A 26,708-nucleotide genomic window follows, 5' to 3' on the forward strand; every position below is an offset into this window, starting at 1 on the left:
AATATCGCGTGATCAATCTCCGGAACAACGTACATCCAGTGACGACCCGAGAAATTGATTAACTATTTGTTACTGAGCATACCGAGCGTGTTGATCGAGAGAAAGATGAAGAGGGTACTAGATCTATTACTGAGGTACTTAGGTTGATCGCCAGTGCACGCGGCTGCGATCGAAGGACTCTCGCGTGTCACAGGCCTGATTCGAAGGCTCGAGTCAGCGCAATAAGAACGTCTGAAAACAAAAATGCCGCGGGAGTTGCGATCCCGCGGCACTGCTGAGTGTGTTTCGTTTTGTGTCGCTGCTCTAGCGATTACTGGACCGTGAAATTCACCGTGGTGCTCGCAGTTGAGGCGCCGCTCGTTCCGGTAACGGTGATGGTGTAGCTTCCAGGAGTTGTGCCCGGGCTCACAGCACCTCCGCCACCTGTGCCGGTTCCGCCGCCCCCACCACCGGAGTTAAGGGGTTTATTCGTTCCACCACATCCGGTGACCGCGTTGAGAAGGAAAACGAACAACAGCGCGCCAATCAACGATCGCCATCTGCGCCGTCTTATCGGGAAGGCGAATAGCAAAACAGCCGCAGCAAGCGCCTCTCCGCCGGCAGCAAAGAGTTTCGGAAGGTGAGAACTTGCTGTGGATGTTGGAGCCGTTGTTTTGATGGTGAGAGTCGCCGTCGCTGGCTGTGTGCCTGAGACGGAAGCAGTGGGATCGATCGTGCAGGTCGGCGCATTCTGCGCCCCGGATGGGCTGGAAGTGACAGAGCACGCGAGCGCAACCGCACCGGTGAATCCGCCACTTGGCGTGATGGTGACGGTGGATGTGGAGGGAGCGCCAGCCTTGAAGGCTGCAACCGCGCTCGTAGTCACTGCAAATGAAGGCGTCGGGGCTGGTTGCGTCGGTGCTGCCTGGACGTTGTACGTCCAAGTGAGGAGCTTCTGACTCGAGGAGAGTCCTCCCGTGCCACCGGTGAATCCGACGAATGCGGTGTTTCCTCCCACGGTACCCGGGATGTCGATTGCTTTAGACCATGTGAAGGTTTTGTTTGATACGAGGTCCAGCAAATTGAGCGTGAGCGTCGTCCCGTCGTAGTTGAGTTGGCCCTGAATGGAATCGCCACTGTTCAATTGAATGCCGCTGGGGCTGATGTCTGTGTACCCGGTTGTGGGCGCATCGCCGTTGGTGTATACGCCTGTCGAATTGCTCCCGCTTCCCATAGCGTCGTAGAAGTCGAACTTGACGGCGACGCTCTTGGTTATGCCTCCATAGCCGAGTCCTGATGCACTGCCGCCCAGCGCGTTCACTCCGTGCGGATCGTTCTGAATGCAGAAGGTGAAGCCGTTTGCTTGAGCATCACCGGAGATCTGAAATTCAAATGAAGTGGAGAACGCCTGAACATTGACCGGCGAACTCCAGAAGATGCTCCCTGCCTGATTGAGGCCGCCATTGGTCAACTGGAGGCGAGTGTCGTTCGATGCCACTGCGCTTCCGTTCATGGTCAGCCCGTTTGTTGACGAGAAGCCCTGGCTGAAGTCGAGCGAGTTTCCGTCTTGAATCGTGTAAGTTCCGACTGCGATGCTGGAATCCTGTTTCGTGGAATCAATGGCAATCGCCTTGATCGTCTGCGTTGCCGATACCTGAATGGGAGCGGTGTAGCTCGTTGAAGATCCCGTGGGTGTGGTTCCGTCCGTGGTGTAGAAGATCTTCGCGTTGGCATCGCTGTCAGACAATGTCACGGTCTGCGCAGACGTGTAAGTTGCCGGCGCAGGCGCGAAGGTGACAGTGGGTGTCTGCGTGTCGAATGTGAATACTGCTGAACTCACAGAGCTTTGGAGATAGTTTGGTGCGCTCGCGATAGCTTTCACAGTCGTGTTCGCGCTGACCGTAATTGGCGCGGTGTAGAGAGTTGATGATGTGGTGGGAGTCGAAGCGTCAAGTGTGTAGTAGATTGACGACGAGGCTGTCGTGTTGGAGAGCGTCACACTCTGGGTCGACGAGAACGTGCCGCCGTTTGGCGTGATGACGGGAGCCGCTGCTGCCTGCTGGCCATTCAGCAGACCGTATACATCGATTTCACCTCGCGCCGCGACATAGACCTTACCGTTGGTGACAACTGGCACGGAGTATCGATTTGCCGGTCCAGCGGAGTCACGAGCTGCGTTTGTGTCGCTCTCAAAGATGGTTTTTGTCAGGTCGTTTGCGTCCCATGCGTAGAGAACTGCAGGACCATTGGTATTGAACTGATCGGAACGAACAGCCCATGCGATGCCGTTCTGGGTTCCATTGGATGAGAGCGAGAAGGTTGGACTGGGCCACGCCGAGGTGATAGGGGATTTGCTGTCCGGCTCGACATCCATCACGCCTGTGTTCATTTTGAACATCATCGGCACGTTGTTTTCGGCCCACAGATAGATCTGACCGTTCCAATACGCAGCCGTCGACCAGAAACCTTTCGCCTGCGGGATGAGCCCTGAGATGTCTTGAAGAGCATTCGTGTTCGAAGACGCGCCCGAGGCGAAGCCGCCAAGGTTGTCGCGATCGAGCACGGTGATGCGCCCTTCTTTTCCGGCGATCAAAGCGACGTGAGGGTGTGCACCCTGCTGATCAGGGATCATAAGCATTCCGCCGGATCCCAGATCCCAGTCGCTGTTATTCAGAGTCTGATAGTTGTACGGAGTGAATTCGTCGGTTGGAGTTATGTTGCCGTTGGCAAGGCTGAACGCGACAACGCTTTCACCATACGATGTACTGGCCGTGAATGGAGGGGCGGTTCGAGGCCCATTTCCTGTGACAATGAACATACGGCCGCCAGATGCGCCGTTGTCAATCGGCAGGCCTGCACCCGAGGCCCAGATTCCTGCTCCGTACGAATTGGGGCTGAGGCAAAGGACGGCTTTCTGTGCCAGAGTGCTGGCGTTGTAGGAGAAGAGCCAGCCGTGCCAGTTGCCGTTGTCTCCATGCGCTGCGAAGCCGATGTAGACGAACCCGTTATAAAGAGCAAGGGCCGGGCGCTGGTTTTCCCACAGAGGGCTGAAGGAGAGCTGGCCGCCAGAGCTGCCGTTGCCGGTGCCGGCGACTGTCGCCTTAATCTCAACGGGGCTGCCGGACCTCTCCGCACCGCTGGTGATATCAAAGGCATGCAGGCGCGCGAAGTAGTTGCCGTTCTCCTTGGTGTTGCTGACGACGTACATGGTGTTCGTGGAGGAATCGATGGCAGGTGTTCCGGTGATTCCGATCGTAGGAGCTACGTCAGGTGAGCCTGTGTCCTGCCAGGGAATTGCGGTAGCGCCAGAAGCGGCTCCGTGGTCAGTGGCCGCAAGGCTTACCTTCCAAATAGGACTTGCGTTCGAGCCGCCGTTCGAGTCTGCGTCGAATGCATACATACTGTCGTTGGAAGTCTCGACGAAGAGGACGTTGTGCGTTTGTCCGTCGCTCATCTTCAAATTGGGGACGTAGAGAGGCTGCGGATATACCGTGCTGTCAACTTTTACGGAGAAGAGTTTGCCGAAAGAACTCGGGTTCACGTTAGTGGTGGTGAGAGCTGTCTCTGAAGTGTTCTGTCCGGCGTGAGTCTGATCATAGCGCCACGTAAGTACAGGAACGGGAGTTGGAGTTTGAGCCAATGCAGATGGAGCTGCACAAATAATTGCCAGAATCACGGCGCAAAGCATCTGAATTTGTGAAGTCGTTCTCTTACTGTTGAGCGTTGAAAACGAGGCTTGCCGGGAGGAAGTACAAGGAAGTTCGGACATCGCAAACACCTGTATCAGCAATAGAAATGAACTGCATTTAGAAACTGAAGCTAGAGCGAACAGGACTGCACAGCGACGCGAGGTGCGCCACTAAAGGGCCGGTATAGAACGTTAGGACTTGCGTGCCGCTTCCCGACAGATCGACCAAACTTGGTGGGCCTATCAGACTTTTCTGTGACACTGCACTGGGAGCTCAAAGGCGTATCTGAGACACCTTTGCATAGCACTTCAACACGCTCATGGGTTTTTCGATGGCAGGTTCTTACGTCGCGGTTGCTTTGTTCCGGGAGATGAACTCTGATCGAGCGCGACGCATCTGAACAGATAGTTGATCTTCCTGCTTAAAGTTTTGCAAGCCTCTGATGATGCGCGAACGAAGTTCTTTGAAAGCAATTGTCGAAGTCGCGGGGTTGCACTTACTTGCAATCGCGTTGATCTGTCCTGGTCGGCTCTTGTGTCAACATGCAGCCTCGGCAGGAATCGCATGGCGCGTGATTGGAGCATGGCGCATTCCGGGACGACAAGCTCTAATCTCCAATGGGTCAGCAATCTTTCCCGGCTCGCTCCTGCAGCCGCAGAACAGCAGCGACAGCCACTCCATCACTATTCTTTTGCCTGACGGTCAACGAATCCTTTATGAGTGCTACTCGCAGTTAGACTGCGCGCGAGGTTTTCGAGTACCAGCGTTGTACCGGAAGCCGTCCAGTGCTGGCGTAGATCTGCTGGCGCGTGTGAGCGCTGTGTCGAATCTGGAGTCCGCTCCAGATCCATCTGGAACGCGGAGTGGCGATTCGACGCCGAGCGATGAAGCAGTTGGAGAGATTGACCCGGCTGGCGACGTTGAGGTGGGTGGACTGGCTGGCGCACTATCGGATGGCAGCTACTCCTACGTGTTCCGAAACCTCTCAAATCCGACGGAGCAGCAGAAACGCGGCGAGATCCAGAAGCGGGGACGCACCCTTTCTCTTCCGATTCCTGCTGAGGGGCTATTCAAGGTGTCGATCTATGATCGCTTGAGCACGCCACGCATCGAGCTGTTGATCGCGGCCATCCGTCCGCCTCGCGGTGCCAAAATCGCCAAAGCGTTTGAGAATGTCGATGCGCTTCTCAAGGATTGGAATGAGGATTACCAAGGATGGCCGCGTCACGAGTTGCGTCGGGCATATTTGCGCTCGGTGATGCTGGGCATCGCGCCGTCTTTCGCCCCGCTCCCGCAGTCGCCTGCACAGATCCGGGGCACGCACGCCGGGAACGTAGCTTGTGAGCCGAGCTTTGAGCCAGCGCCCGGCGTCTTCAAAAGGGACACGGAAGTGAAGTTGGGTTGCAGCACTCCCGGTGCGACCATCCGTTTTACGGTCGATGGATCACAGCCACTCGAGGGTGCCCCACCTTATCTTGCACCCATCGAAGTGAAGGGGACTGCGCTGACCATCAAAGCCTATGCGAGCGCACCGGGGAAAAAGGACAGCCCTGTGGTCACCGGCATTTTCCGCATCGGTGAATAGAGAGAGCCGGAGTGGAAGCCCAATCAAAAAATATTGTTGATTGACACCTCAGCGCCGGGGTCGACACGGGCATCTAACTTGCTCCAATTCCCTTCTAAGTAGAAGTGCGTCCAGTTCCGGATATCCGGCTCGAGAGCGTGCTGCAGAGCGCCAAAACGGAATGCTCGATTTAATCGCCAAGACACACTGCTGAGCGATGTCTTTCCGAGAGCGGCAAGCCCGCCTATCGTTCACGCCTTTTTCATAGAGATTCGGTTGAGCGACAGAAGGGGGAACGCATTGCCTGCGCCACAACGTCTTCATAATCTGAGTTGCCTGTTTTCCGCCAAGCTTTGGGCGCTAGCTTCGCTGCTCGTCACGGTCGGCTGCGCGAGCATGAGCGGCAAGCTTACGACGACTTCACCTCTTCCGACGGTGAGCATTTCATCGAATCCGGCGACTGTTGCTTCCGGCGGGTCGGCGATGCTTACGGTCGCGGCCACGAACGCGACCAAGGTCGTAGTGACTGGATCTGACGGCAGCTCATACACGCTTGCCGCCGCTGGAGGCACGCAGCCCGTGAAGCCGACCGCGACGACGACGTACACCGCGAGTGCGAGCGGTCCGGGCGGTTCTGCTACGGCCGCTTCAACTGTCAACGTCTCGTCTTCAGGCGCTGGCTCAGGCTCGTCGGCACCAACGGTGACGATTAATGCAAACCCCGCATCGTTGACGGCCGGCAGTTCTTCCATTCTGACCGTCACGGCGACCAACGCGACAGGCGTGTCGATCTCCGGTTCTGACGGGAGCAAGTTCACTCTCGGCGCGACGGGGGGCACCCAGGCAGTCAGCCCGTCGGCGACGACGACCTATACGGCTACGGCCACCGGCAGCGGCGGGAATACGACCGCGACAACAACGGTGACGGTCACAGCAAACCCCGCGCCCACCGTACAGATCGTGGCGAACCCGCCATCGATTACTGCAGGGCAGTCGTCAACGATCTCAGTAACCGCGGTGAACGCGACTACGGTTACGCTGACCGGGTCGGATGGGACCAGCTACAACTTCAACAATGGAGCCGGCGGAACTCAGTCGGTCAGTCCGTCGACCACGACGACTTACACGGCGTCTGCAACGGGTGCTGGCGGCAGCGCGTCGGCACAGGCGACGGTCACGGTGACCGCTAATCCCGCACCAACAGTCACGATCACCGCGAATCCAACCACAATCGTCTCGGGAAACACATCAACCCTGACGGTAGTGGCGGCAAACGCTACGAGCGTAGCGGTCAACGGATCTGATGGGAGCAAGTACAACCTGCAGCCGACCGGGGGAACGCAAGCTGTTACTCCAACGGCGACGGCGGCCTACACGGTGACAGCCACGGGGAATGGCGGGACAGCAACAGCTTCTGCCTCGGTGACCGTCAACCCGGCGGGAAGTGTGCAGTCGATCGATCACGTCATCTTCATGCTCCAGGAGAACCACTCGTTCGATAACTATTTCGGAAGGCTGAATCTGTATCGCTCAGCGAACCAGTACGACAAGGGCGATGACGGTGTGCAGTACCTCGTTGACGGGATCGACGATGGAAAAGAGGCAACGATCTCGAACATGGATGACGAGGGGACTGCATACTCACTGTTCAAGCTGAAGAGCACATGCATTGACGACGACTCGTCCGACTGGCTATCCAGCTATGGTGATGTGAACCGATACAACTTCCTGGACACGCGTCCGATCAAAATGGACGGCTTTGTGCATACCGCAGAAGGATTTGCAAAGAGCTGCGCAGCGGGCAAATGCTCAGGCACGTTCAGCGATCTTACCGGTCAGCGAGCGATGGGTTACTACGATCAGGACATCCTTAACTACTACTACTACATGGCATCGCAGTTCGCGATTTCCGATCGCTGGTTCTCGCCGATGGCGAGCAAGAGTGTTCCCAATCGGCTGGTGACATTCACAGGGGGCACATCGCAGGGCCTGGTGCACGATCCGGGTGGCGACGATCATCTGCCTCAGCTAAACATCAATAACATCTTCCAGGAACTGGATCAGGCGAATGTCTCGTGGAAGATCTACTACACGGTGACCGAGGGGCTTTGCCTGAACAATGACGACTGCCTCGCTTCAGGCAAGAGCGCCTATCCTGCCACTCATTTCTCGAATCTCACGTACTCCTATCGCTATTTGAATGGAAACGCGGGGAGCTGTGCTCCGCCGACACAGCTTGATTCGACCAAGACGTACTGCGTTGATCCGACGCACATCGCACCTATCGATCAGTACTACACGGATCTAAAAAACGGGACACTTCCGAGCTTCGCGTTCATCGAGGCCGGATATGGGAATAATGACGAACACCCGGGCTCGGGGCAGCCAGTGACGGCCGGGCAGACCGCGGTTGCGAACATCATCAACGCGCTAATGGGCAGCTCATCGTGGAAGGACTCTGTGTTCTTCCTCAGCTACGACGAAGGCGGTGGGCCATACGATCACGTTCCCCCTGTTCCGGGTCACTCTAATGACTTCACATCCGCGTCGATGGGGAGCATCCCGGATATATCGTCTATTGCTGTGAATCCGGACACCAATCCGGCGTACTTCCCGTGTTTGCCGGCAGCTGCGGGAGATCTGCACTGCGATCTGTACGCGCACGATCCTGGCACGAATCCAGCAGATGCTCCGGCTATGCAGGGATTTGCTGCCCAGATAGGGTTCCGTGTGCCGAACATGGTGATCTCTCCGTTTACGCGGAAACACTACGTATCGCACATCCCCATGGACCACACAGCAATCATCAAGTTCGTCGAGAACCGCTTTATCGGTCCGTCTGCGCACTTGACCAACCGGGATGCCGCGCAGCCGAACCTCCTGGACTTCTTTGACTTTAACGCGGTGCCGTGGGCTAAACCACCGACGCCTCCGACTCCGGCGAGCGGGGCAGGTGCTTGTACCCCAGACAGCATGGGGCCGTAGCGCGATCGAGAGCAAAGATACTCGTGGCGACGAAGAGACTTTGAATAAGCTAACCAGCTTTCTTCAGGATCTGTACGTCGCTCGAGTTGTTTTGGAGCAGAACCGGCATTCGGCCGCTTATCGGAGAGCTTCTGATCTCTGACAATCGCGCACCGACGACGTCATCGAAGACAAGCGTAGGGCGGCTCTCTCCCGAAGGGGCAGTAAAGGTGACTTCGTTGAGATGCAGATCGCGAACATGCCGAACGTAGAGTCCTGATGCGGGCAGCATGCCAAACATTCTGGATTCTGGATAGGCCGTGTCCTTTTCCGGCACGGGGCGCTTTACCAGATCCGAGCTGCCTCGCAAAGAATCCTGAAGACTCATGTGTGACAAGGTGACGCTGCGGATCTCCATGCCCGGGAGCCCGCTTATGGAACTGGGGACAAGCGCTTCGGACGCTTGAACGTTGTCGATGTCCACGTTTCTGATACCGTGTTGCGGGTAATCGTGAACGCGCTTACGATTCCCGAGCCTGATAAAGATGGGCGTGCGCGAGCGCTGCATCTTGATGTTCTTGACGATCACCCCGTCTATCCAACCACCATCCACGATCTCCAATGCCACGCCCGCAATGACGCGCTCTTTATAAGGCACTTCGCAGTTGAAGACCACCGAATCTGAGAAAGTGATGTTCTCGAAGCCCCCTTCGGTCTCCGTCCCAATCTTGAAACCATTACAGCAGGTCGATAGATGACAGTTGGTGATGGAGACGTCCTTCACGAGACGCGGTTCGGGTCCGAACGGGTTCTGGCTCTTGAGGCAGATCGCGTCATCGCCCGTTTCTATAGAGCAATTTGAAATCGTGACGTTCTGGCATCCGGTAATGTCGATGCCATCGGTGTTTGGGCCATTGACCGGATTCTTGATCGTGATGCCTCGGATGGAAACGCTATCGGAGTTGATAGCATGCAGCGTCCAGCCCGGCGAGTTCTGAATGTGTACATCCTGAACGGCGAGGTGGCGGCAATTGACAAAGAGCAGCAACGGGCTGGGACGACCGCTCTTTTTCGGTGCGAGGTCGTGTGACGCGACGCCAGCCCAGTCCTCGGCGGGTGAGGCCTTGTCTGAGGGTTCCCAAAAGCTTGAGCCCTGGCCATCAATCGTTCCTGTGCCCGAGATGGTTACGTCATCTGCGTTCATCGCGAAAATAAGATGGTGCGGATTCGGGCCATTGTGGGCAGAGGGGTTGGAAGCGAATTTGTAGTCGTATATCGAGGAGCTTCCCAGCAGAGTGCTACCTTCGGCGAGGTTGAGGTTTACCTTGCTCTTCAGCTCGATGAGACCTGAGAGGAAAGTCCCGGCGGGAACAACGACGGTTCCTCCTCCGGCCTGCGAAACTGCGTCGATGGCGTGCTGGATGGAACTGGTGTTCAGCGTCTTACCATCCGGCTTGGCTCCGAATTCCAAGATGCTTCGGGAGACGGTTGCTGCGTCAGCGTGCTGATATTCGAGTAACAAGATGCCACCCACGATGGGCAGGGTGGAGGAGAGAAAGTCTCTTCTTCGCATTGAAACCTCGATGGGTTTGATGAACCAGAGTTGCTCGCAAGATGCTGACAGCCCGATTTCTCAGACGAGGGCGTGATACACGTACGAGGAAGCCGCCAGTGTAAGTAATCTGTAAGTTCGCGAATTGCAATAAGTTATTACAGGTCAGCAATATCGGTACTTGTTGACACCGGGCATCTGAGGCCCTACGATGCCCTCACCGGAAAAGGGTAAGTGAATTCATCGACGGAGCGTTCCAATGAGCCTTCGCGACTTCTTGTCCAAGCAGTTCATCGACGTCATTGAGTGGGTCGAGCCGGACGACGGCATTCTCGCGTATCGCTATCCGATGCAGGATCGAGAGATTCAGAATGGAGGCAAGCTCACCGTTCGCGAGTCGCAGATGGCGGTTTTCGTGAATGAGGGTCGTGTGGCGGATGTGTTCGCGCCTGGCTTGTACACCCTGAATACGCAGACGCTGCCTATTCTCACGTACCTGATGAACTGGGACAAGGCATTCAAGTCCCCATTCAAGTCGGATGTGTACTTTTTCTCAACGCGGCTGCAAACAAATCAGCGCTGGGGCACACCAAACCCGATCACGATTCGCGACAAAGAGTTTGGCGCAGTACGAATTCGGGCATTCGGAATCTACACGTACCACATTGTCGATCCAAAGACCTTCTATTCGAAGATCAGTGGCACGCGCGATCTCTATACGGTTCCCGAGTTGGAAGGGCAATTGCGCAACACGATCGTTGGGCGAATGACGGATACGTTTGCCAACAGCCAGGTGCCGTTCTTGGACATGGCGGCGAATCAGGTGGCGCTCGCGGACAAGCTGGTGGCTTCGTTGAAGCCAGGCTTCGCGGAATATGGTCTTCTGCTCGACAGCTTCGTGGTGGAGAATTTGTCCCTTCCCGATGAGCTGCAGAAGATCCTAGACCAACGAATTGGCATGAATATGGTAGGCGATATGGGACGCTATACGCAGTTCGAGGTCGCTCAGTCGATTCCGATCGCCGCCGCGAACGAGGGTGCTGGGACCGCGAGCGTGGGTGCTGGTCTGGGCGCTGGAGTTGCGATGGGGCAAGCGATGATGGACGCACTGAGAAGGCCAGGATCGGCTCAGTCCGACTCTGGTGCGCCCGCGGCAACCGAGACCAAGTTCTGCATAAGTTGCGGCAAACAGATACCAAAACCAAGTAAGTTTTGCCCCGAATGCGGCCATCCTCAACAGTGACACGGGACAGTATGCATGGGACTGAGTGGATCGTTGATGCACAGGGGTGCAGCGCGGACGCACTTTGCGACATGCGGTGCCTGAGCGCTCTATTCGCGCAGATCGTTGAAGATCTGGGACTTCGCACAATCGGAGAGCCGCACTGGCATCAGTTTCCGGGAACGGGAGGAATCACTGGCCTTTGTCTGCTGTCGGAGTCGCACCTGACGTGTCACACGTTTCCTGAATTTGGTTCCCTCTGTATGAACTTATTCTGCTGCGTACCGCGAGAGCGATGGGAGTTTGAATCGCAGCTCGCAGCACGGTTTTCGGCGAGATCGGTTCGCGTAAGCAGCATTGAGCGGCAGTACGATTGCTCATTTGCCGCCGCCGGGGCGCTCGGGACAGGCGGTAAGAACAAATGACGCAGCCAATCGCTAACTGTCCGAATTGCGGTGCAAAGATCGTGTTTCGCTGGTCGGGCAGCGTACAGACCGTATGCGAATTCTGCAAGTCTGTTCTGATCCGGACGGATATCAATCTCCAGAGGGTCGGTAAAGTGGCGGACTTGCCTCCGAACAGTTCGCCGATTCAGGTCGGGACTGAAGGGGTGTTTGGGAATCGTTCATTCAGCGTATTAGGGCGCATCATCTACGAGTACGAACAGGGCAACTGGAATGAGTGGCACTTTGTAACGATCGATGGCACGAGCGGCTGGCTCTCTGATGCGCAGCTGAACTATGCAGTCACGTTTCCGGCGCAGGTTGGGATATTACCGCGTGAGTGCAAGGTCGGCCAGCAGTACGTGTGGGATGGCGAGACGTACGTGGTCAGCACCATCACGAAGGCTCACTACTGCGGGGTAGAAGGGGAGCTGCCGTTTAAATACTGGGACAAGTCGGATGTGGTGTTCATCGACCTGATGTCGCGATCACAAAAGTTCGCCACCTTCGATTACAGTGAGGATCCGCCGCTGCTGTTCTTGGGTGAGTTTGTTGACTTCGACGATCTGAAGCTCAAGAATCTGCGCACCTTTGAGGGGTGGTCGTGAGCACCAGCGGACCCACGCCGGCGGGAGCGCCGCATGTGAGGTCGCTCAACTGTCCCGGCTGCGGCGCCAGCCTGACGGTCCGCTCGTTCGGAAACGCTGTCACGATCGTCTGTGAGAGCTGTCATTCCGTGCTAGATGCGCAAGATCCGAGGCTGAGGATCCTGCAGCAGTTTCACGCTTCGACGAGTGAAGATCCACCGCTCATACCGCTTGGATCGCGCGGGACTATACGCGGAGTTCTTTATGAAGTAATTGGATTCGAGCGCCGCACGATCCAGGTAGAAGGAATTTCCTATAGCTGGCACGAGTATGTGCTGTTCAATCCGACGAAGGGTTTTCGGTACCTAACTGAATTTGAGGGTCACTGGAACGATGTCAGCGTACTGCGTGCTCTGCCGGAGGTAAGTTCAGGCGGCGCGACACTGAAGTACCTTGGAGAAACCTATCGGCATTTCCAGACGGCCGATGCAGCGACGGCTTTCGTTCTGGGAGAATTTCCTTGGCAGGTGCGCGTTGGTGAAGTTGCGCGGGTGTCGGACTTCATTTCACCGCCACGGGTTATCTCGAGCGAGGGCAGCGGAAAGGAAGTCACGTGGTCGATCGGCGAGTACCTTGCCGGGAAGGATATCTGGAAAGCATTCAAGCTTCCGGGACAGGCGCCATCGCCCGTCGGAGTGTACGAGAATCAGCCCTCTCCGATGAGTTCGAATGTGAAGAGCGTATGGGCTCTGACGGGCGCATTTCTCATCGCTCTGCTGGCGATTGCAGTCGGTGCGTACTGGATCGAGAGCAGCGAGCAGGTCTTCGAACAAACGTTCGAGTTCAATACCAGCGCTGGAGGCGAAGCCTCATTCGTGACTGATGTGTTTCAACTCAAGGGACGTACAGCGGACGTTGAAGTCACGACTAACGCGGGGGTCGATAACGACTGGCTGTATCTGAACTATGCACTCATCGATCAGGACACAGGCCACGCTTACGATTTCGGTCGTGAGGTCAGCTATTACCACGGCTACGACTCTGACGGATCATGGTCGGAAGGCGGAACAACGAACACCGTGACGATTCCGAGCGTTCCCCCTGGGAACTACTATCTTCGCATCGAGCCGGAGAGCGATCCCAATCGGGGGCTCATTCGCTACGGGGTGACTGTGAAGCGCGATGTTCCGCAGGCGAGTTTTTTCGGGCTCGCTGCACTGGCTTTGCTAATTCCGGCGGGTCTGATCACGTGGCGATCGCTGAATTTTGAGCATCTTCGATGGGCTGAGAGCGACTACGGAACCGCCCCTAATGATGGATCGCTTCTCAGCAGCGTTGAGAACATTCGAGATTCATTCAAGTCTTCAGGGGAGGAGGACTAATGCGGAACTTCATCCTGGCTTATGGAGTTTTGGTTCTGATTCTGGTGTCTTTCGCCGAGTACCGCGGCTGGAGCCTGAACCGCATCGATGAGGTGCGCAATGTTCCGAAGTCCGTGCGCGATAACCCGGGATCATACCGGTCGGTTTACAGTTCTTACCACCACTACACGGGAGGCAAGTAATGATCATCCAAATCAATAATGTGGTGAATGCGATCATCTATGCGGCGATTGGGATTGTAATCTTCGCCGGTGCCTTTCTGGTTCTGGACAAACTCACGCCCTACAACTTGTGGAAGGAGATCGTACAGGAGCACAACCTCGCGCTCGCGATTCTGCTGGGCGCCATGTCTCTCGGACTGTGTGTGATCATCGCGGCGGCCGTTCACTAAAGTGGGGATCCTTCTTTTCATCACTGTTCTTTTGATCGCCGCGTGCGGGCTGATTTACGAGCTCGTGGCAGGAACGCTTGCCAGTTATCTGCTGGGCGACAGCGTGCTGCAGTTTTCGACGATCATAGGCTGTTATCTGTTTGCAATGGGTATCGGGAGCGCGCTCTCACGCTACATCGATCGCGGACTCGCATATCGATTTGTATGGATTGAGCTGCTTCTAGGGGTTGTCGGCGGCTTTTCTTCGGCGCTCCTCTTCCTGGCCTTCGCCTACTCGCAGGGGTTTCAGTTCTTGATGTACGCGCTTGTGATTGTGATCGGCGTACTTGTCGGGCTTGAGATCCCGTTGCTGATGAGGATCATTCGCGACCGGTATCACTTTCGAGATGTGGTCGCGCATGTGCTGACCTTCGATTATCTGGGCGCGTTGGGAGCTTCGCTGCTGTTTCCAATTCTTCTGGTGCCGCATCTGGGTCTGGTTCGTTCGGCAATGCTGTTCGGCATTCTGAACGCGGGTGTCGCACTGTGGAGCACGTGGATCTTCGCGAATCAGCTAGCGAGGACGGCGGTGCTGCGCGGCTTCTGCCTCGTGGTGCTCGCCGCGCTGTGTACTGGGCTTGTCGAGGCGAAGCGCATCACGCAGGCGGCGGAAGACAACATCTATGCGGACGAGATCATCTTTGCGCGGGATACACATTATCAGCACATCGTTCTAACGCGCTTCAAGGACGATATCCGGCTGTTTCTGAACAGTCACCTTCAGTTCAGCTCGCGCGACGAGTATCGGTATCACGAAGCGCTGATCCATCCTGGGCTGTCAGCCATTGCAGCACCGCGCCGCGTGCTTGTGCTGGGCGGCGGAGACGGGCTGGCTGTCCGGGAGATCTTGAAGTATCCGCAGGTGGAGAGCGTGACGCTCGTCGATCTCGATCCGGAGATGACGCGCCTTTTTACGACCAATCCGATGCTGACAGGGCTCAATCATCAGTCGTTTCTCTCTCCGAAGGTCCATGTCATCAATGCTGACGCATTTCCGTGGGTAGAGTCGAACACCGACAGCTTCGACTTCATCGTGATCGACTTTCCTGATCCTACGAACTACTCGCTCGGCAAGCTCTACACAACAGCGTTCTACAAGGCGGTAGCTCGTCATCTCAGTGAACAGGGATTGATGGTCGTCCAGAGCACGTCACCGATGTTTGCGCGCGACTCGTACTGGTGTATCGCTGAAACGATCAAGCAAGCAGGGATGTTGATCAACCCCTACCACGTGTACGTTCCGTCGTTTGGTGAGTGGGGGTTTGTACTTGCGGGGCACCACGAATACCGGACGCCTACCTCATTACCGCCCGGCCTGCGCTTCGTGAACGTCAAGGATATGCCTGCACTCTTTCAGTTTCCGCCGGACATGGCGCCGATGTCGATGCCTCCAAATCGCCTGAACGATCAGGTTCTGGTCCATCTGTACGACCAGGACTGGAAAGATATAAGCCATTGACGGTTTCGAGGCGTTCTTTCATTCAGAGAGCGGGATTTTCGATTGTGGGGCTCGCGGCAAAGAGCGAGCCGCAGATTGCGGGCGGCTTCGTGAATGAGTCGTTCACGCAGGGGCATCTGCTGCGCGACCGGGCTGCCTTTGCTGCTGCCAACCGTGTAGAGAAGATTCCAATTGTGATTGTCGGCGGCGGAATCGCTGGCCTAAGCGCGGCGTGGCGTCTGCACAAGAGCGGCTTCAGGGATTTCGTTCTTCTCGAGATGTGCGATCAGGCAGGTGGGAACTCACGGTGGGGCGAAAACGAGATTACACGCTATCCGTGGGCTGCGCATTATGTTCCGGTACCCGGTCGGAAGGCGATCTATGTCCGCGAGTTGTTCGAAGATCTGGGAGTGCTGAAGGACGGAAAATGGGATGAGCGCTATCTGTGCTTTACGCCGCAGGAGCGGCTCTTTCTTTATGGTCGCTGGCAAGAGGGAATTGAGCCGGCGATCGGATTGACGCGGAGTGATCGCGATGAGTTTCGACGGCTTGAGGAACAGATTGGAGCCTTTCGAGCGACCAGCAGATTCACCGTGCCGATGGAGGTGGGTTTCTCGCAGGAGAGCGCAAATCTGGACCGGATATCGTTCGCAGACTGGCTGAGCGAGCACCGCATGAATTCGCGTGTTCTTCGCTGGTATTTGAACTATTGCTGCCGCGATGATTATGGTGCGACGCTTGACCAAACATCGGCGTGGGCGGGGATACAGTATTTCGCATCGCGGGAGCCAGAAGAAAAGGGACCGCTTACGTGGCCGGAAGGAAACGGGTGGATCGTACAGAGGTTGATGGAACGAATTGGGAGCTTTGTGCGAACAGGCCGGATGGTGCACAGGATCGTGCAATCTGGATCAGGGTTGAAGGTTTATGCGGGAGATGCGGAGTACCACGCAGATTTCGTTATCTACGCTGCGCCGACGTTTCTCGCGCCCTATCTCGTCGAAGGCATGATGCCGCTGAAAACTTTTGAGTACTCACCTTGGCTGACAGCTAACTTGACACTCGATCGTTTACCGAAGAACTACGGCAGCGATCCTACCTGGGACAGCGTCTTCATGGATTCACCAACACTTGGGTACGTGGATGCGACGCATCAGACCTTGCGAACACATGTGGACCGGACGGTGTGGACCTTCTACTGGGCGCTGGCGGAAGGGCCTGCATCTCAGAACAGGCGGATGCTGCTGAGCGGCAACTGGGGTTATTGGAAGGATGCAATCCTTCACGATCTCGAACGTGTACACCCGGATATACGCCAGTGCGTCTCACGTATGGACTTAATGCGGATGGGGCACGCGATGGCTCGGCCTTCCGTGGGAGCCGTGACATCGCCGGAACGAAGGAGCCTGGCGAAGCTGCACGGCAACCTGCTTTTCGCCAATTCCGACCTGAGTGGCTTCTCCATATTCGAGGAGGCCCAGTACCGCGGTGTGGTAGCGGCGGAGCACGCCCTGGCTCGAGTTTCCGGATCGAAGCGCGGTTAGATCGTCATTCCGATAATTTCTTAGATAAAGCGATTTATTCGCTTGTGCATTCCTTCTCGCATTTGTATAGTCGTCTGTTCGAGGAAAGACGATGTCCAGAATCAATCCGTATGTTGTGCTTCTGACGTTGATCGCCACTCTGGGCGGTCTGCTGTTCGGCTATGACACTGCAGTCATTAATGGTGCGGTAGGCAGCCTGAAGGCGTATTTCGTAGATCCCAGGTTTTCGGATCTGGCGAACCCGGCACAGGCGAACGCCGCGAACTCGCTTCTTGGCTTTGTGGTATCGAGTGCCTTGATCGGCTGCATCATCGGAGGGCTTATCGGGGGATGGGTCAGCACCAATATCGGACGTAAAAGAGGCTTGATTATTGCAGCGCTGCTCTTCCTTCTCTCGGCTCTGGGAGCCTCCGCGCCGGAGTTTCCTTTTGCGGCAATCGGTCACGGCGGTCCAGGATACATGACTAACTTCGTGTTCTACCGGATTCTCGGTGGAATCGGGGTGGGACTAGCCTCGATGCTCTCTCCCATGTATATCGCTGAGATTGCTCCACCCAAAGTCCGCGGAAACCTGGTTGCCTGGAATCAGTTCGCCATCATCTTCGGGATGTTGGTGATCTATTTCGTGAACTATGGCATTTCGAGGGCGGGCAGCGGCGACGCCTGGCTGAACTCGATCGGCTGGCGTTACATGTTTCTCTCGGGCGCGATCCCGGCTGGCCTCTTTCTGCTTCTGCTCTTCTTTGTGCCTGAAACGCCCCGTTATCTCATGCTGCGAGGGAACGAGAGCGGAGCGCGTGCAGTGCTCGCGAAGCTCGTGACTAAAGAGGAGAGCGAAAAGGAGCTTTCTGAAATTCGAGCTTCGCTGAGCGAACATCACTCCGGACAGATGTTCTCGTTCGGCGCACTCGTGATCTTTATCGGCTTGATGCTTTCGATGTTCCAACAGTTCGTGGGGATCAATGTGGTTCTCTATTATGCAACTGACATCTTTCAGGGCATGGGAATGACAACAAATGCATCCCTCCTGCAAACGATCATCGTAGGCGCGGTGAATCTGACTTTCACGGTGGTTGCGATTCTCACGGTCGATCGATTCGGTCGGCGGCCTTTACAGATTGTGGGTGCTTTGATCATGGCGGTGAGCATGGTGTCGCTTGGCTCCGCATTCTGGCTCGGTGGCAAGGGGATGCTCGCCCTTGTCAGCATGCTGGTATATACGGCAGGTTTTGCGGTTTCGTGGGGACCGGTAACCTGGGTGTTGCTAAGCGAGATATTCCCGAATCAGATTCGTGGCAAAGCGATGGCCCTGGCTGTGGCTGCCCAGTGGGTTGCGAATTATCTCGTCAGCTGGAGCTTTCCGATCCTCGACAAGAATCCGTACCTTGTCGAGCACTTCCACCATGGGTTTGCCTATTGGATCTACGGTGTGATGGGGGTGATCGCCGCATTATTCATGTGGCGAATGGTTCCGGAGACAAAGGGGCGGACGCTGGAACAGATGGAAGCGTTGTGGCGGGATCATCGCATTTAGGCAAACGCGCTGCTGTTGAATGGCAGACGACACGAGCCGCTCATTGTGAGCGGCTTGTGTTGCCTTTGCGGCTTGATTGCTGAATTTCTGCGCCGAGCAACTCGTATTGATCTGAGGCAATATAGTCCACGCCAACGGCGATTGCGGCCTGCCAGCGTTTGCGAGCGGCAGCGAGGTCTCCGAAGTTGTAGGTGTGGAACCAGCCGTGGCAGCTGAGCTCATCTTCATCTGCGCCGTCGAGCGTGTAGAAGCGGATCCAAAGACCGTTGGAGTGGGCGCGTTCTACAAGCGCCCGGAGCCGGCGCATCTTGTCGGGAGTCCAGTCTCCTGCGTGCTGCTGTCCCCCGGACTCAACGACGCGCCAGGGATTGTTCCACCAGCGGCGGTAGTTCGTGGCCTTCTCGGAGTCGATCTCCTCGGGAGCGGCATGGTAGTGCTTGTCAACGGTGTGCACCGCTCCGAAGGCGAGGACGGGATCGTCGGGACCGAGGTGGTCGTAAAAGATTGCCTGCTGAGCGTCTGATTCACCCGTGAGAACGAGGATTGGGCGGACAACGAGAGGCTGAACGGTGTCACTACTGTTTCCTTTCGGCGCCTCGGTGATCCACGAGCGATATTTCAGAAGAAGCACCCGGATAGCGGCGAGGTGGTCGGGGTTGTCATCTTTGAAATCGAGGTTCAACGTTATGAGTGGCCAGCTGCGGTGGTCGTCCGCGCGTAAAGCCTGCTCAACAACTGGCCGTACACGATCAAAGAAGTAGTGCTCTATAGTCGGTTCACGGCCGGTGATCGGATCGCCGTGTGTGACGACGGACCAGCTGCGGCCGCTCTTTCGATCGGTGTACCAGGCAAGGTCCTGCTCAATAGCTACAGGCGTGCCTGCGGAGAGAGCGCGATCGATACGGTCATTCCACCATTCGCCATAGGGATAACAATTGTGCGCGTCCATAACAGAGCGTGCTCCGGGGATGGCGGCGCTGGAGTTCTGTTGGGAGTGCACGCCAGGCAGGCAGATGATTGCGAACCCCAAGATCAGGATGAAGCGGCGCCCGGGAACCCTCACATTGACCTCATACGGATGCGACTGACGGGGAAAAGCAAACCTGAATGTGATCCTACACCGGTATCTGACGATTCGATTCGGCCGGAACGAAGCATTAAGCTCAAGAGATCGACATGCACCGACTCATCCTTGCTTCCGCCTCGCCACGCCGCCGCGAACTTCTAAAACAGGCGGGGTTCAAGTTCGAAGTGCAACCCGCCCACATCAATGAAGATCTGCATGCGGACGAGGATCCGATCGGCTATGTCGTTCGTCTTGCCCGGGAAAAGGCGGAAGCCGTTTACGCACAGATGCGAGATCCGGAAGCGGTTGTTCTGGGAGCCGATACCACTGTGACACTGGATGGGCACATTCTCGCAAAGCCACAGGATGCGGCTGATGCCGCCAGGATGCTTCGGTTGCTCTCAGGCAGGACTCATCGCGTGATTACCGGAGTCGGAATCACTTCCAGATTAGGTGTAGAGGTCGCAGCCGAGGTCACGGGAGTCCAGTTCCTGACTCTAGGCGATGAAGAGATTGCCGCTTACGTAGCAACAGACGAGCCGATGGACAAGGCCGGAGCTTATGGGATTCAGGGCTATGCGGCAAAGTGGATCCCCCGTATTGAGGGCTGCTACTTCAACGTAGTGGGTCTGCCGCTGGCGACAGTATCGACGATGCTGGAGCCGCACCGCTTGAGGAAGAATCAGTAGAAGCACAGAACCTAGCCTTGAGTTCAGGGGTGGATCTGCACCTGGTCTCCGGAGTACTCGACCCTGCGAGCCTGCGTGGATTCCAACGCTCCCGCTCCGTGGCTCTGCGCGACGACGATCACATTGAATGTGTGCTTCGCGATCATGCCAGGGAATGAGCCCTGGCGAGCACCGATGGTCAGCGTCTTTGCGGTGTCGTCCCATTGCAACCGAATGGTTGCGTGCTGGCCCTTGGTGTAGTTGTAATTGTCGTTCTCGTCTTCATAGAGGGTGAAGTCACCGTCTGCGCCGGGATAGATGCGAATCTCGATGGGATCGGCCGGTTTCTGGGTGGACCACTCCATCGCGGGGCCCAACGGAAGAATGGAACCGGCTCGAACGAATAGCGGCAGCTTGTCGAGCGGAGCCTCGGCATTGATGTATCTGGCGCCGTCCATCTTTGCACCCGTCCAGAAGTCGTACCACTCTGCTTTGGGCAGGTAGACACGGCGGCTTGTAGCGCCTTGCGTGGTGACGGGACTTACGAGGATCGCTGGGCCGAAGAGATATTCATCCCCGGTATCCTGGGCATCGACGTCGTCACGCCAGTCCATGACGAGAGGCCTCATCAGCGTGGCGCGATTGCTGGTGATCTGCCACGCCTGCGAGTAAATGTAGGGCAACAAGCGATAGCGGAGGTTGTCGTAATCGACCAGGATCTTCTGCGCGTCCGGTCCGTAGGACCAGAGTTCATTTTCGTCGGGGTAGCGAGTGCCGTGGACGCGGAAGATGGGCGAAAAGGCTCCGAACTGGAACCACCGGATGAAGAGCTCGCGGAACTTGGGATCGTTCAAGTTGCCGCCGGAGATGAAGCCGCCGATATCGGTAGTCCAGTAAGGATTGCCGGAGATGGAGTAGTTCAGACCAGCGGGAATCTGCCGCTTGAAAGTTTCCCAGTCGCTGAGGACGTCGCCTGACCACGCGGTCACGCCAAGACGCTGCGAGCCGGCGTACGCAGAGCGCGAGAGAATGAATACGCGCTTCTTGTCGGAGGCCGTCTGCTGGCCCTGCGAAACGCCCTCAGAGTGCCAAAGAGGGTAGATGTTCGCGTACCGCGCGCCTGAACCGATGTGCACCTTATGGTCGATTAGGATGTTGTCTTCGCGTCCTTCCGTCTCCGGCTCATCGGTGTCGAGCCACCACGCGTCGACGCCCTTGGCGAAAAGCGATGCATCGATGTTCTTCCAGTACTCGGCTCGAGCTTGCGGATTGGATGGGTCGTAAAGGGCTTGACCTAGCGGGTGGAATCCGCCGACCAGCGTCTTCGCAATGAACCAGCCATTCTTGTCGAACTGGTCGTAAATGCTGGTTCCGGGGCGAAAGTACGGCCAGACGGACACCATCAAGTGAAAGTGTTGTTCATGCAGTTTATTGATCATGCCTTGCGGGTCAGGGTACTTCGAGTTCCACTTCATCTCGCCCATGGTGACCCACCAGAACCAGTCCTGCACGATGTTGTCCACAGGAATGTGAAGAGAGCGGTACTTCGCGGCAACTCCTTCAATCTCCGCCTGCGATTGGTACTTGTTCTTGCATTGCCAGAACCCATAAGCCCATCGACCGAATAGCGGCACTTCTCCGGTTAGTTCGCGGTAGCGGCCGATGATCTGGTCCACGCCGGGGCCATAAATGAAGTAGTAATCAATTCGATCGGCGACTTCTGCGCTGAGATATAGCGAGTGCACAAAACGGTTGTTGACGCGGCTACGCGAAGGGTTGTTCCAGAAGATGCCGTATCCGTTTGTGGAAACCAGAAGGGGAACAGCTATCTCTGTATTCTCCTGTGATAGGTCGACGGTCTCACCGCGGTAATTCCACACACCGGCCTGATGCTGGCCGAGGCCGTAGAGACCTTCGTGAGAGCCGTAGATTGCGAAGAAGGATTCAGCGTGATGTGTCTTCTCGCCGTTTACCTCCACAGGCCTGAGCGAGCGGTATGCCTCCGTGGTCAGCTGTTGCCCCGCGGCATCCTCATAGCGCAAGGCGCCGGATTCCCGTTCTACGACAATCTTGAGCTTCGCGGTGGAGAGGGTGATGGTCTTTTCGTCAGAGGCCAGGTCGAAGGTTGCAGCCGGCCAGTCTTTTTTGACCACGACGTTGTCGGACGGGTGGGATTCGGTCTTCTCGAGGGGCAAGTAGGTCACATGGAGGAGGTCAGGAGCGTCCACCTCAAGCCGAAGTGTTCCGGCTTGCTGATGTATCTCCACTCCATTGGTCTGTTTCTCGAAAGACACTACCGGATTCGGCGGGTTCCATTGCGCGCCAGCACGAGCCTCTATGAGCGGGAAGGCCAAGAGGAGGAGAGGCAGCCAGAAGCCTTTCATTTTGCGCATGAATACCTTTCCTTATTCGATCCGATTTGCAGGCGCCTCAAGTGTACCTCCCGGTACTCCTCTGAATTTCTTCAGGGCTGACTCGACCGAGCCCCGGGGAAGGTGTGCCGGTGGAATGACCCGAAGGTGGCACGTATTCGCCGGCGATTTCTGCCGAAACTGCGGTACACTGCCAACGATTCCGTTCCCAAGGTAAAACTCATGCGGCTGAAACACCTGCTGTTTTCGCTCTGTTGCCTTCCTGTCGCCTTCACATCACAGCTTCGAGCTCAGTTCCCGGCGCCGACGAAAGAAGAGCTCGAGATGACATCCGATCCGAAAGCACCCGGAGCAGATGCGGTCTACTTCTATCGGGAAGAGACTACCGACGACAGTCTTCACTATCACTCGGTGTACGCGCGGATCAAGGTGCTCAGTGAGAAGGGGAAGGAATTGGCCACAGTCCGCATTCCTTATGAGCGTCACAACTTCAAGGTGACCGACATCAAGGGACGCACAATTCACTCGGATGGCACAGCGGTCCCGCTGACAACTAAGCCGTCAGATCTAGTGGATGTGAAGACAAAAGAGGTGCAGATCAATACAGCGGTGTTCACGCTTCCTAGCGTTGAGGTTGGTAGCATTCTCGAATACAAATTCCAGATCCGGTACGAAGACAATGTAGTCAACTCCCCGGACTGGGATGTTCAGCAGCCGTACTTCGTGCATAAGGCGCACTACGCGTTTCTGCCGGCGAAGGGTATGTATGTAATCACGAATAGCCGTGGTGAAGCACTGAACAGATTGATGTATGGGTCGGTGGGCGGTATCGGAGAAAAAGTATCGCATAAGATCACAGGCGGTTATGAGCTGGATCTCACGGACATACCCGCTATTCCGTCGGAAGACTGGATGCCTCCGCAGAATAGTGTGAACTGGAGACTGCAGTTCTATTACACGCAGTACGCGACAGGCGCCGAGTTCTGGCAGAAGGAGGGCAATCGGTGGCAGAAAGAGGCAGACCACTTTGCTGAGCCAACGAAAGCGCTCAGGGAGTCAGTGACGCAGATCGTCGCTGCCAATGATAGCGATGATCAGAAATCGCGCAAGATCTACGCCGCGGTCATGAAGCTGGACAATACGGACTTCACCCGTGAAAAGAGCAAGGCTGAACTCAAAAGCGAAAAGCTGAAGCAGGTCAAAGACGCCGAAGACGTATGGAAGCAGAAGAGCGGCTCTTCCGATGAACTAGCGCTTCTGTATATTGCGTTGGCACGAGCGGCAGGGCTGCACGCTTATCCGATGCAGATCGTAAACCGCAACCACGCGATCTTTGATCCGACTTTGATGTCGACTTCGCAACTCGACGATTACGTGGCGATCGTTTCGATCGACGGTAAAGACGTCTACCTCGATCCCGGGCAGAAGATGTGTCCATATGGGGTTTTGCATTGGAAGCACATGCTGGCTTCCGGGTTCCGTGAGAGCGATAAGGGCTTGGGCGCAGGGACTACACCCGCGACGCCTTACACGACGAACCTCGTGGATCGGATTGCGGATCTCACGATCGATCCGTCCGGCAACGTCAAAGGCACCATACGCTTCATTTTGCGCGGGCAGGAGGCTCTCCACTGGCGCCAGCTGAGCTTGAGAACTGACGAGAACGAGGTGAAGAAACAGTTCAACGAGGAGATTCGCAGAGAATTGCCTGAGGGTGTCCAGGCTGACTTCAATCACTTTTTGGGCCTTCCTGACTATGAGTCGAACCTGCTGGCGATGGTGGATGTTTCGGGGACGCTGGCTAATGTGACTGGGAAGCACCTGATCCTGCCGGAAGAGTTCTTTGGTGCGCACGCAGGGCATCCGTTTGTATCGCAGGACAAGAGGATGACCCCTATCGACGTTCACTTTGCGCTGATGAAGCAGGATGCGGTGACCTACCACGTTCCCGCCGAATTCACGATCGAGAATCCGCCGGCGCCCGCCAGCATTGGCTGGGCGAATCACGCAGCCTTCAAGTCATCTTCAACAGTGAAGGGAAATGACATCGTCGCGACGCGGACAATCGGCTATAACTACACGGTCCTGGACAGTAAGGAATACGGGGATCTCCACGACTTCTACCAGAAGGTAGCGGCTGCGGATCAACAGCAAATCGTTCTGACCAGATCGCAGACAGCCAGAGGGAACTGAGATGAGAGGGGGCCATCTTCTTCATCCAGTGCTTGCAATTGCCGTCGTTGCCGCATTTCCGATGCAGGCACGGTCGGGGATATTTGGCAAGAATCAGCCATTGCCGGATTGGGCCGTGCAGGCAAATAAGACTCGCACGCCGGATTATGTCAAAGATGCATCGGCCGTGATCCTTTACGACGAGTACGTTGAAGCCATTGACGCGACCGGCAGACCGACCGAACGAGAACGGCAGGCTATTCGCATTCTGAAGCCCCAGGGCCGACATAATACCTGCGCCGTTGGTTACGACGTGGATGAAAAGATCAACTACTTCCGTGTGTGGACTGTCGCAGCAGATGAGAAGCAGTACATGGCGCAGGACACCGATTTTGTGGAGGCGGGTGACACTCAGATTCCTGTGATGCTCTCGACGTATAAGGAACGGATCGCGCATCCGCCGGCCGTTGATGTAGGGGCGACGGTGTTTTGTGAGTCGGAAGAGGTTCTGCGCCCGTACATGCATGAGAAGGTGTGGCGCATCCAGAATGGGATTCCGGTTGTCTTTCAGGCGTTAGAGATCGACTTGCCGCAGGGTGGACACCATGCAGAGGCGTGGCATAGCTTCAAGGCGGTGCCGGGTGTGGAGGTGGCTCCGGGACATTGGCGCTGGGAGGTCAGGGATATGCCGGCGCTGGACCTGCGGGATATACCATCCCATCCCGAGTGGGAAGCCCTGGCGGCACGCATGAGTGTGCAGTGGGGCGATGCGGCGGTGGAGGGGAAGGAGAACGAGTGGAAGGCGGTGGGCGCGTGGGTAACCGGCCTGGAAGCTGACCGGCCGCAGCCGTCGCCGGAGATTACGGCCTTCACGCAATCGCTCATCGCGGGCGCTCCTGATTTCTACTCAAAGCTCAGCCGGATTACGGAGAATATCCAGAAGAATATTCGATATTTCGTCGTATCGCGGGGTATCAGCGGCTTCCAGGCTAACCACGCAGGAGATATCTTCCGGAACCGCTATGGGGATTGCAAAGACAAGACGACGCTGCTGATTTCGATGCTGCGCGTGGCGGGGATCAACGCCTATTACATGCCGGTGGACGACCGGCGAGGCATCGTCGATCCAGAAGTTCCGTCGATCTACGGCAATCACATGATTGCCGCGATTGAAGTACCCGCAGACGTGAACGACTCACGGTTGATGGCATTGGCAAAGGGACACGACGGCAGGCGATATCTGATCTTTGATCCTACGAACGAGCGGACGCCTGTCGGGAACCTTCCGGCTTATCTGCAGGGGAGCTACGGGATTCTCTCCGCCGGGCCGGCAAGCCAGGTACTTGCTTTGCCGATATTACCTCCTGAAGGGAATGGAAATGAGCGGAAGGGATCATTCACGCTTGGTGCGGATGGAGCTCTGACCGGGCAGGTGGACGTGACACACGGAGGTTCCGGCGGCGCGGAGCTTCGCCTGTCGCTGAAGGACTCTGACGAGAAGGAGCGCCGCCAGGCGCTCGAGAACTCCGTGGCGCATGATGTTCCTGGCGTGGTTCTGAACTCCTTCCAGTATGTGCAGCCGGCTGAACTCGACAAGCCGATGGAACTGCACTATAAGTTCACGGCAGCGCAATATGCGCACAGTGCTGGACCCTTGCTCCTTGTGCGGCCGCGAGTGGTCGGTTCGGATGCCATGGCATTCAATGACAAGCTTCGAACTGTTCCCATTGATCTGAATGCGACGGGGAGATGGCGCGACAGCTTCGACATCGCGCTGCCGGCAGGCTATGTGGTCGACGAGACGCCAGATCCGGTGAGTCTAGATCTGGATTTCGCGAGCTATCACTCGACGGTGACCGTGAAGGCCGATCAGCTGCATTATGAGCGCGAGCTGGTGGTCAAGCAGGTAGAGCTGCCAGCGTCACGGGTTGCTGATTTCCGGAAGCTGGAGAGCGCAATCCTCATGGACGAGAAGGGGACGGCGGTTCTGAAGAAGCAATAGATCTCAGACATCGATGGGAACAGGCCGCGCGTTCAGCGCGGCCGTCCTGTTGATGGAAGCATCCCTTGCGAGCCGTGCCGCAACTTGTATCGAGAGGTCG

Annotated in this window: 18 protein-coding genes; 14 read left to right on the forward strand and 4 right to left on the reverse strand. The window is 56.5% G+C overall.

Translation table 11 applies throughout. The features are described from left to right. Positions 1–310 precede the first annotated feature (310 nt). Entirely contained in the window at positions 311–3,619 is a 3,309-nt protein-coding gene (locus tag DHV10_RS09245) for a chitobiase/beta-hexosaminidase C-terminal domain-containing protein (protein WP_162601370.1), read from the reverse strand. 815 nt (positions 3,620–4,434) lie between these two features. On the opposite strand from DHV10_RS09245, the gene DHV10_RS09250 reads away from it, so the two are divergent. After that, positions 4,435–5,253, forward strand: a complete 819-nt coding sequence (locus tag DHV10_RS09250; protein WP_162601371.1) for a chitobiase/beta-hexosaminidase C-terminal domain-containing protein — start codon at positions 4,435–4,437, stop codon at positions 5,251–5,253. 279 nt (positions 5,254–5,532) lie between these two features. After that, entirely contained in the window at positions 5,533–8,217 is a 2,685-nt protein-coding gene (locus tag DHV10_RS09255) for an alkaline phosphatase family protein (protein WP_239461417.1), read from the forward strand. A gap of 49 nt (positions 8,218–8,266) precedes the next feature. Here DHV10_RS09255 and DHV10_RS09260 read toward each other — a convergent pair whose 3' ends face one another. Continuing rightward, complete coding sequence (locus tag DHV10_RS09260) at positions 8,267–9,769, reverse strand: glycoside hydrolase family 28 protein (protein WP_109486067.1); 1,503 nt, start codon at positions 9,767–9,769, stop codon at positions 8,267–8,269. Positions 9,770–10,007: 238 nt separating this feature from the next. Here DHV10_RS09260 and DHV10_RS09265 point away from each other — a divergent pair, with 238 nt between their 5' ends. The 9 genes from DHV10_RS09265 to xylE all read left to right on the forward strand — a co-directional run bounded on the left by DHV10_RS09265 (position 10,008) and on the right by xylE (position 18,328). Further along, a complete protein-coding gene (locus DHV10_RS09265; protein WP_109486068.1) occupies positions 10,008–10,991 on the forward strand; it encodes an SPFH domain-containing protein in 984 nt (327 codons plus the stop codon). An 11-nt stretch (positions 10,992–11,002) separates the two neighbouring features. Beyond that, complete coding sequence (speD, locus tag DHV10_RS28230) at positions 11,003–11,395, forward strand: S-adenosylmethionine decarboxylase (RefSeq protein WP_109486069.1); 393 nt, start codon at positions 11,003–11,005, stop codon at positions 11,393–11,395. Continuing rightward, positions 11,392–12,021, forward strand: a complete 630-nt coding sequence (locus DHV10_RS09275) for a DUF4178 domain-containing protein (protein WP_109486070.1) — start codon at positions 11,392–11,394, stop codon at positions 12,019–12,021. The genes speD and DHV10_RS09275 overlap by 4 nt, the downstream gene beginning before the upstream one ends. Next, positions 12,018–13,382 carry a DUF4178 domain-containing protein gene (locus DHV10_RS09280; RefSeq protein ID WP_162601372.1) on the forward strand — a complete coding sequence of 455 codons (1,365 nt, stop codon included), beginning with the start codon at positions 12,018–12,020 and terminating at the stop codon, positions 13,380–13,382. Before DHV10_RS09275 ends, DHV10_RS09280 begins: the two co-directional genes overlap by 4 nt. Next, positions 13,382–13,564 carry a hypothetical protein gene (locus tag DHV10_RS09285; protein ID WP_109486072.1) on the forward strand — a complete coding sequence of 61 codons (183 nt, stop codon included), beginning with the start codon at positions 13,382–13,384 and terminating at the stop codon, positions 13,562–13,564. Before DHV10_RS09280 ends, DHV10_RS09285 begins: the two co-directional genes overlap by 1 nt. Further along, positions 13,564–13,773, forward strand: coding sequence for a DUF350 domain-containing protein (locus tag DHV10_RS09290; protein WP_109486073.1), 210 nt, complete (start codon positions 13,564–13,566; stop codon positions 13,771–13,773). Before DHV10_RS09285 ends, DHV10_RS09290 begins: the two co-directional genes overlap by 1 nt. 1 nt (position 13,774) lies before the next feature. Further along, complete coding sequence (locus DHV10_RS09295; protein ID WP_109486074.1) at positions 13,775–15,271, forward strand: polyamine aminopropyltransferase; 1,497 nt, start codon at positions 13,775–13,777, stop codon at positions 15,269–15,271. 44 nt (positions 15,272–15,315) lie between these two features. After that, positions 15,316–16,794, forward strand: coding sequence for an FAD-dependent oxidoreductase (locus tag DHV10_RS09300; protein WP_162601373.1), 1,479 nt, complete (start codon positions 15,316–15,318; stop codon positions 16,792–16,794). Positions 16,795–16,885: 91 nt separating this feature from the next. Further along, entirely contained in the window at positions 16,886–18,328 is a 1,443-nt protein-coding gene (xylE, locus tag DHV10_RS09305; protein WP_109486075.1) for a D-xylose transporter XylE, read from the forward strand. Between the two features lie 40 nt (positions 18,329–18,368). Here the strand turns inward: xylE and DHV10_RS09310 are convergent, their stop codons facing one another. After that, positions 18,369–19,277 (reverse strand): PI-PLC domain-containing protein, encoded by a 909-nt coding sequence (locus DHV10_RS09310; protein WP_109486518.1) that lies wholly within the window; start codon positions 19,275–19,277, stop codon positions 18,369–18,371. Positions 19,278–19,504: 227 nt separating this feature from the next. Between DHV10_RS09310 and DHV10_RS09315 the strand changes: the two genes are divergently transcribed. Next, entirely contained in the window at positions 19,505–20,083 is a 579-nt protein-coding gene (locus DHV10_RS09315) for a Maf family protein (protein WP_109486076.1), read from the forward strand. Positions 20,084–20,106: 23 nt separating this feature from the next. Here the strand turns inward: DHV10_RS09315 and DHV10_RS09320 are convergent, their stop codons facing one another. After that, entirely contained in the window at positions 20,107–22,455 is a 2,349-nt protein-coding gene (locus DHV10_RS09320; RefSeq protein WP_109486077.1) for a glycoside hydrolase family 31 protein, read from the reverse strand. A gap of 126 nt (positions 22,456–22,581) precedes the next feature. On the opposite strand from DHV10_RS09320, the gene DHV10_RS09325 reads away from it, so the two are divergent. Together DHV10_RS09325 and DHV10_RS09330 are read left to right on the forward strand one after the other, a co-directional pair. Then, entirely contained in the window at positions 22,582–24,627 is a 2,046-nt protein-coding gene (locus DHV10_RS09325) for a DUF3857 domain-containing protein (protein WP_109486078.1), read from the forward strand. A gap of 1 nt (position 24,628) precedes the next feature. After that, the gene (locus DHV10_RS09330; RefSeq protein ID WP_109486079.1) at positions 24,629–26,608 is read left to right on the forward strand and encodes a DUF3857 domain-containing protein; all 1,980 of its coding nucleotides are present in this window, start codon (positions 24,629–24,631) and stop codon (positions 26,606–26,608) included. The last annotated feature ends 100 nt before the right edge of the window (positions 26,609–26,708 follow it).

The sequence above is a fragment of the Occallatibacter savannae genome, from assembly GCF_003131205.1.
GTDB lineage: Bacteria > Acidobacteriota > Terriglobia > Terriglobales > Acidobacteriaceae > Telmatobacter > Telmatobacter savannae.

Coding starts and splice junctions, on each gene's coding strand:
- DHV10_RS09260 (WP_109486067.1), bottom strand. CDS start 9,769: ATGCGAAGAAGAGACTTTCTCTCCTCCACCCTGCCCATCGTGGGTGGC.
- DHV10_RS09265 (WP_109486068.1), top strand. CDS start 10,008: ATGAGCCTTCGCGACTTCTTGTCCAAGCAGTTCATCGACGTCATTGAG.
- speD (WP_109486069.1), top strand. CDS start 11,003: ATGCATGGGACTGAGTGGATCGTTGATGCACAGGGGTGCAGCGCGGAC.
- DHV10_RS09275 (WP_109486070.1), top strand. CDS start 11,392: ATGACGCAGCCAATCGCTAACTGTCCGAATTGCGGTGCAAAGATCGTG.
- DHV10_RS09285 (WP_109486072.1), top strand. CDS start 13,382: ATGCGGAACTTCATCCTGGCTTATGGAGTTTTGGTTCTGATTCTGGTG.
- DHV10_RS09290 (WP_109486073.1), top strand. CDS start 13,564: ATGATCATCCAAATCAATAATGTGGTGAATGCGATCATCTATGCGGCG.
- xylE (WP_109486075.1), top strand. CDS start 16,886: ATGTCCAGAATCAATCCGTATGTTGTGCTTCTGACGTTGATCGCCACT.
- DHV10_RS09310 (WP_109486518.1), bottom strand. CDS start 19,277: ATGGACGCGCACAATTGTTATCCCTATGGCGAATGGTGGAATGACCGT.
- DHV10_RS09315 (WP_109486076.1), top strand. CDS start 19,505: ATGCACCGACTCATCCTTGCTTCCGCCTCGCCACGCCGCCGCGAACTT.
- DHV10_RS09320 (WP_109486077.1), bottom strand. CDS start 22,455: ATGCGCAAAATGAAAGGCTTCTGGCTGCCTCTCCTCCTCTTGGCCTTC.
- DHV10_RS09330 (WP_109486079.1), top strand. CDS start 24,629: ATGAGAGGGGGCCATCTTCTTCATCCAGTGCTTGCAATTGCCGTCGTT.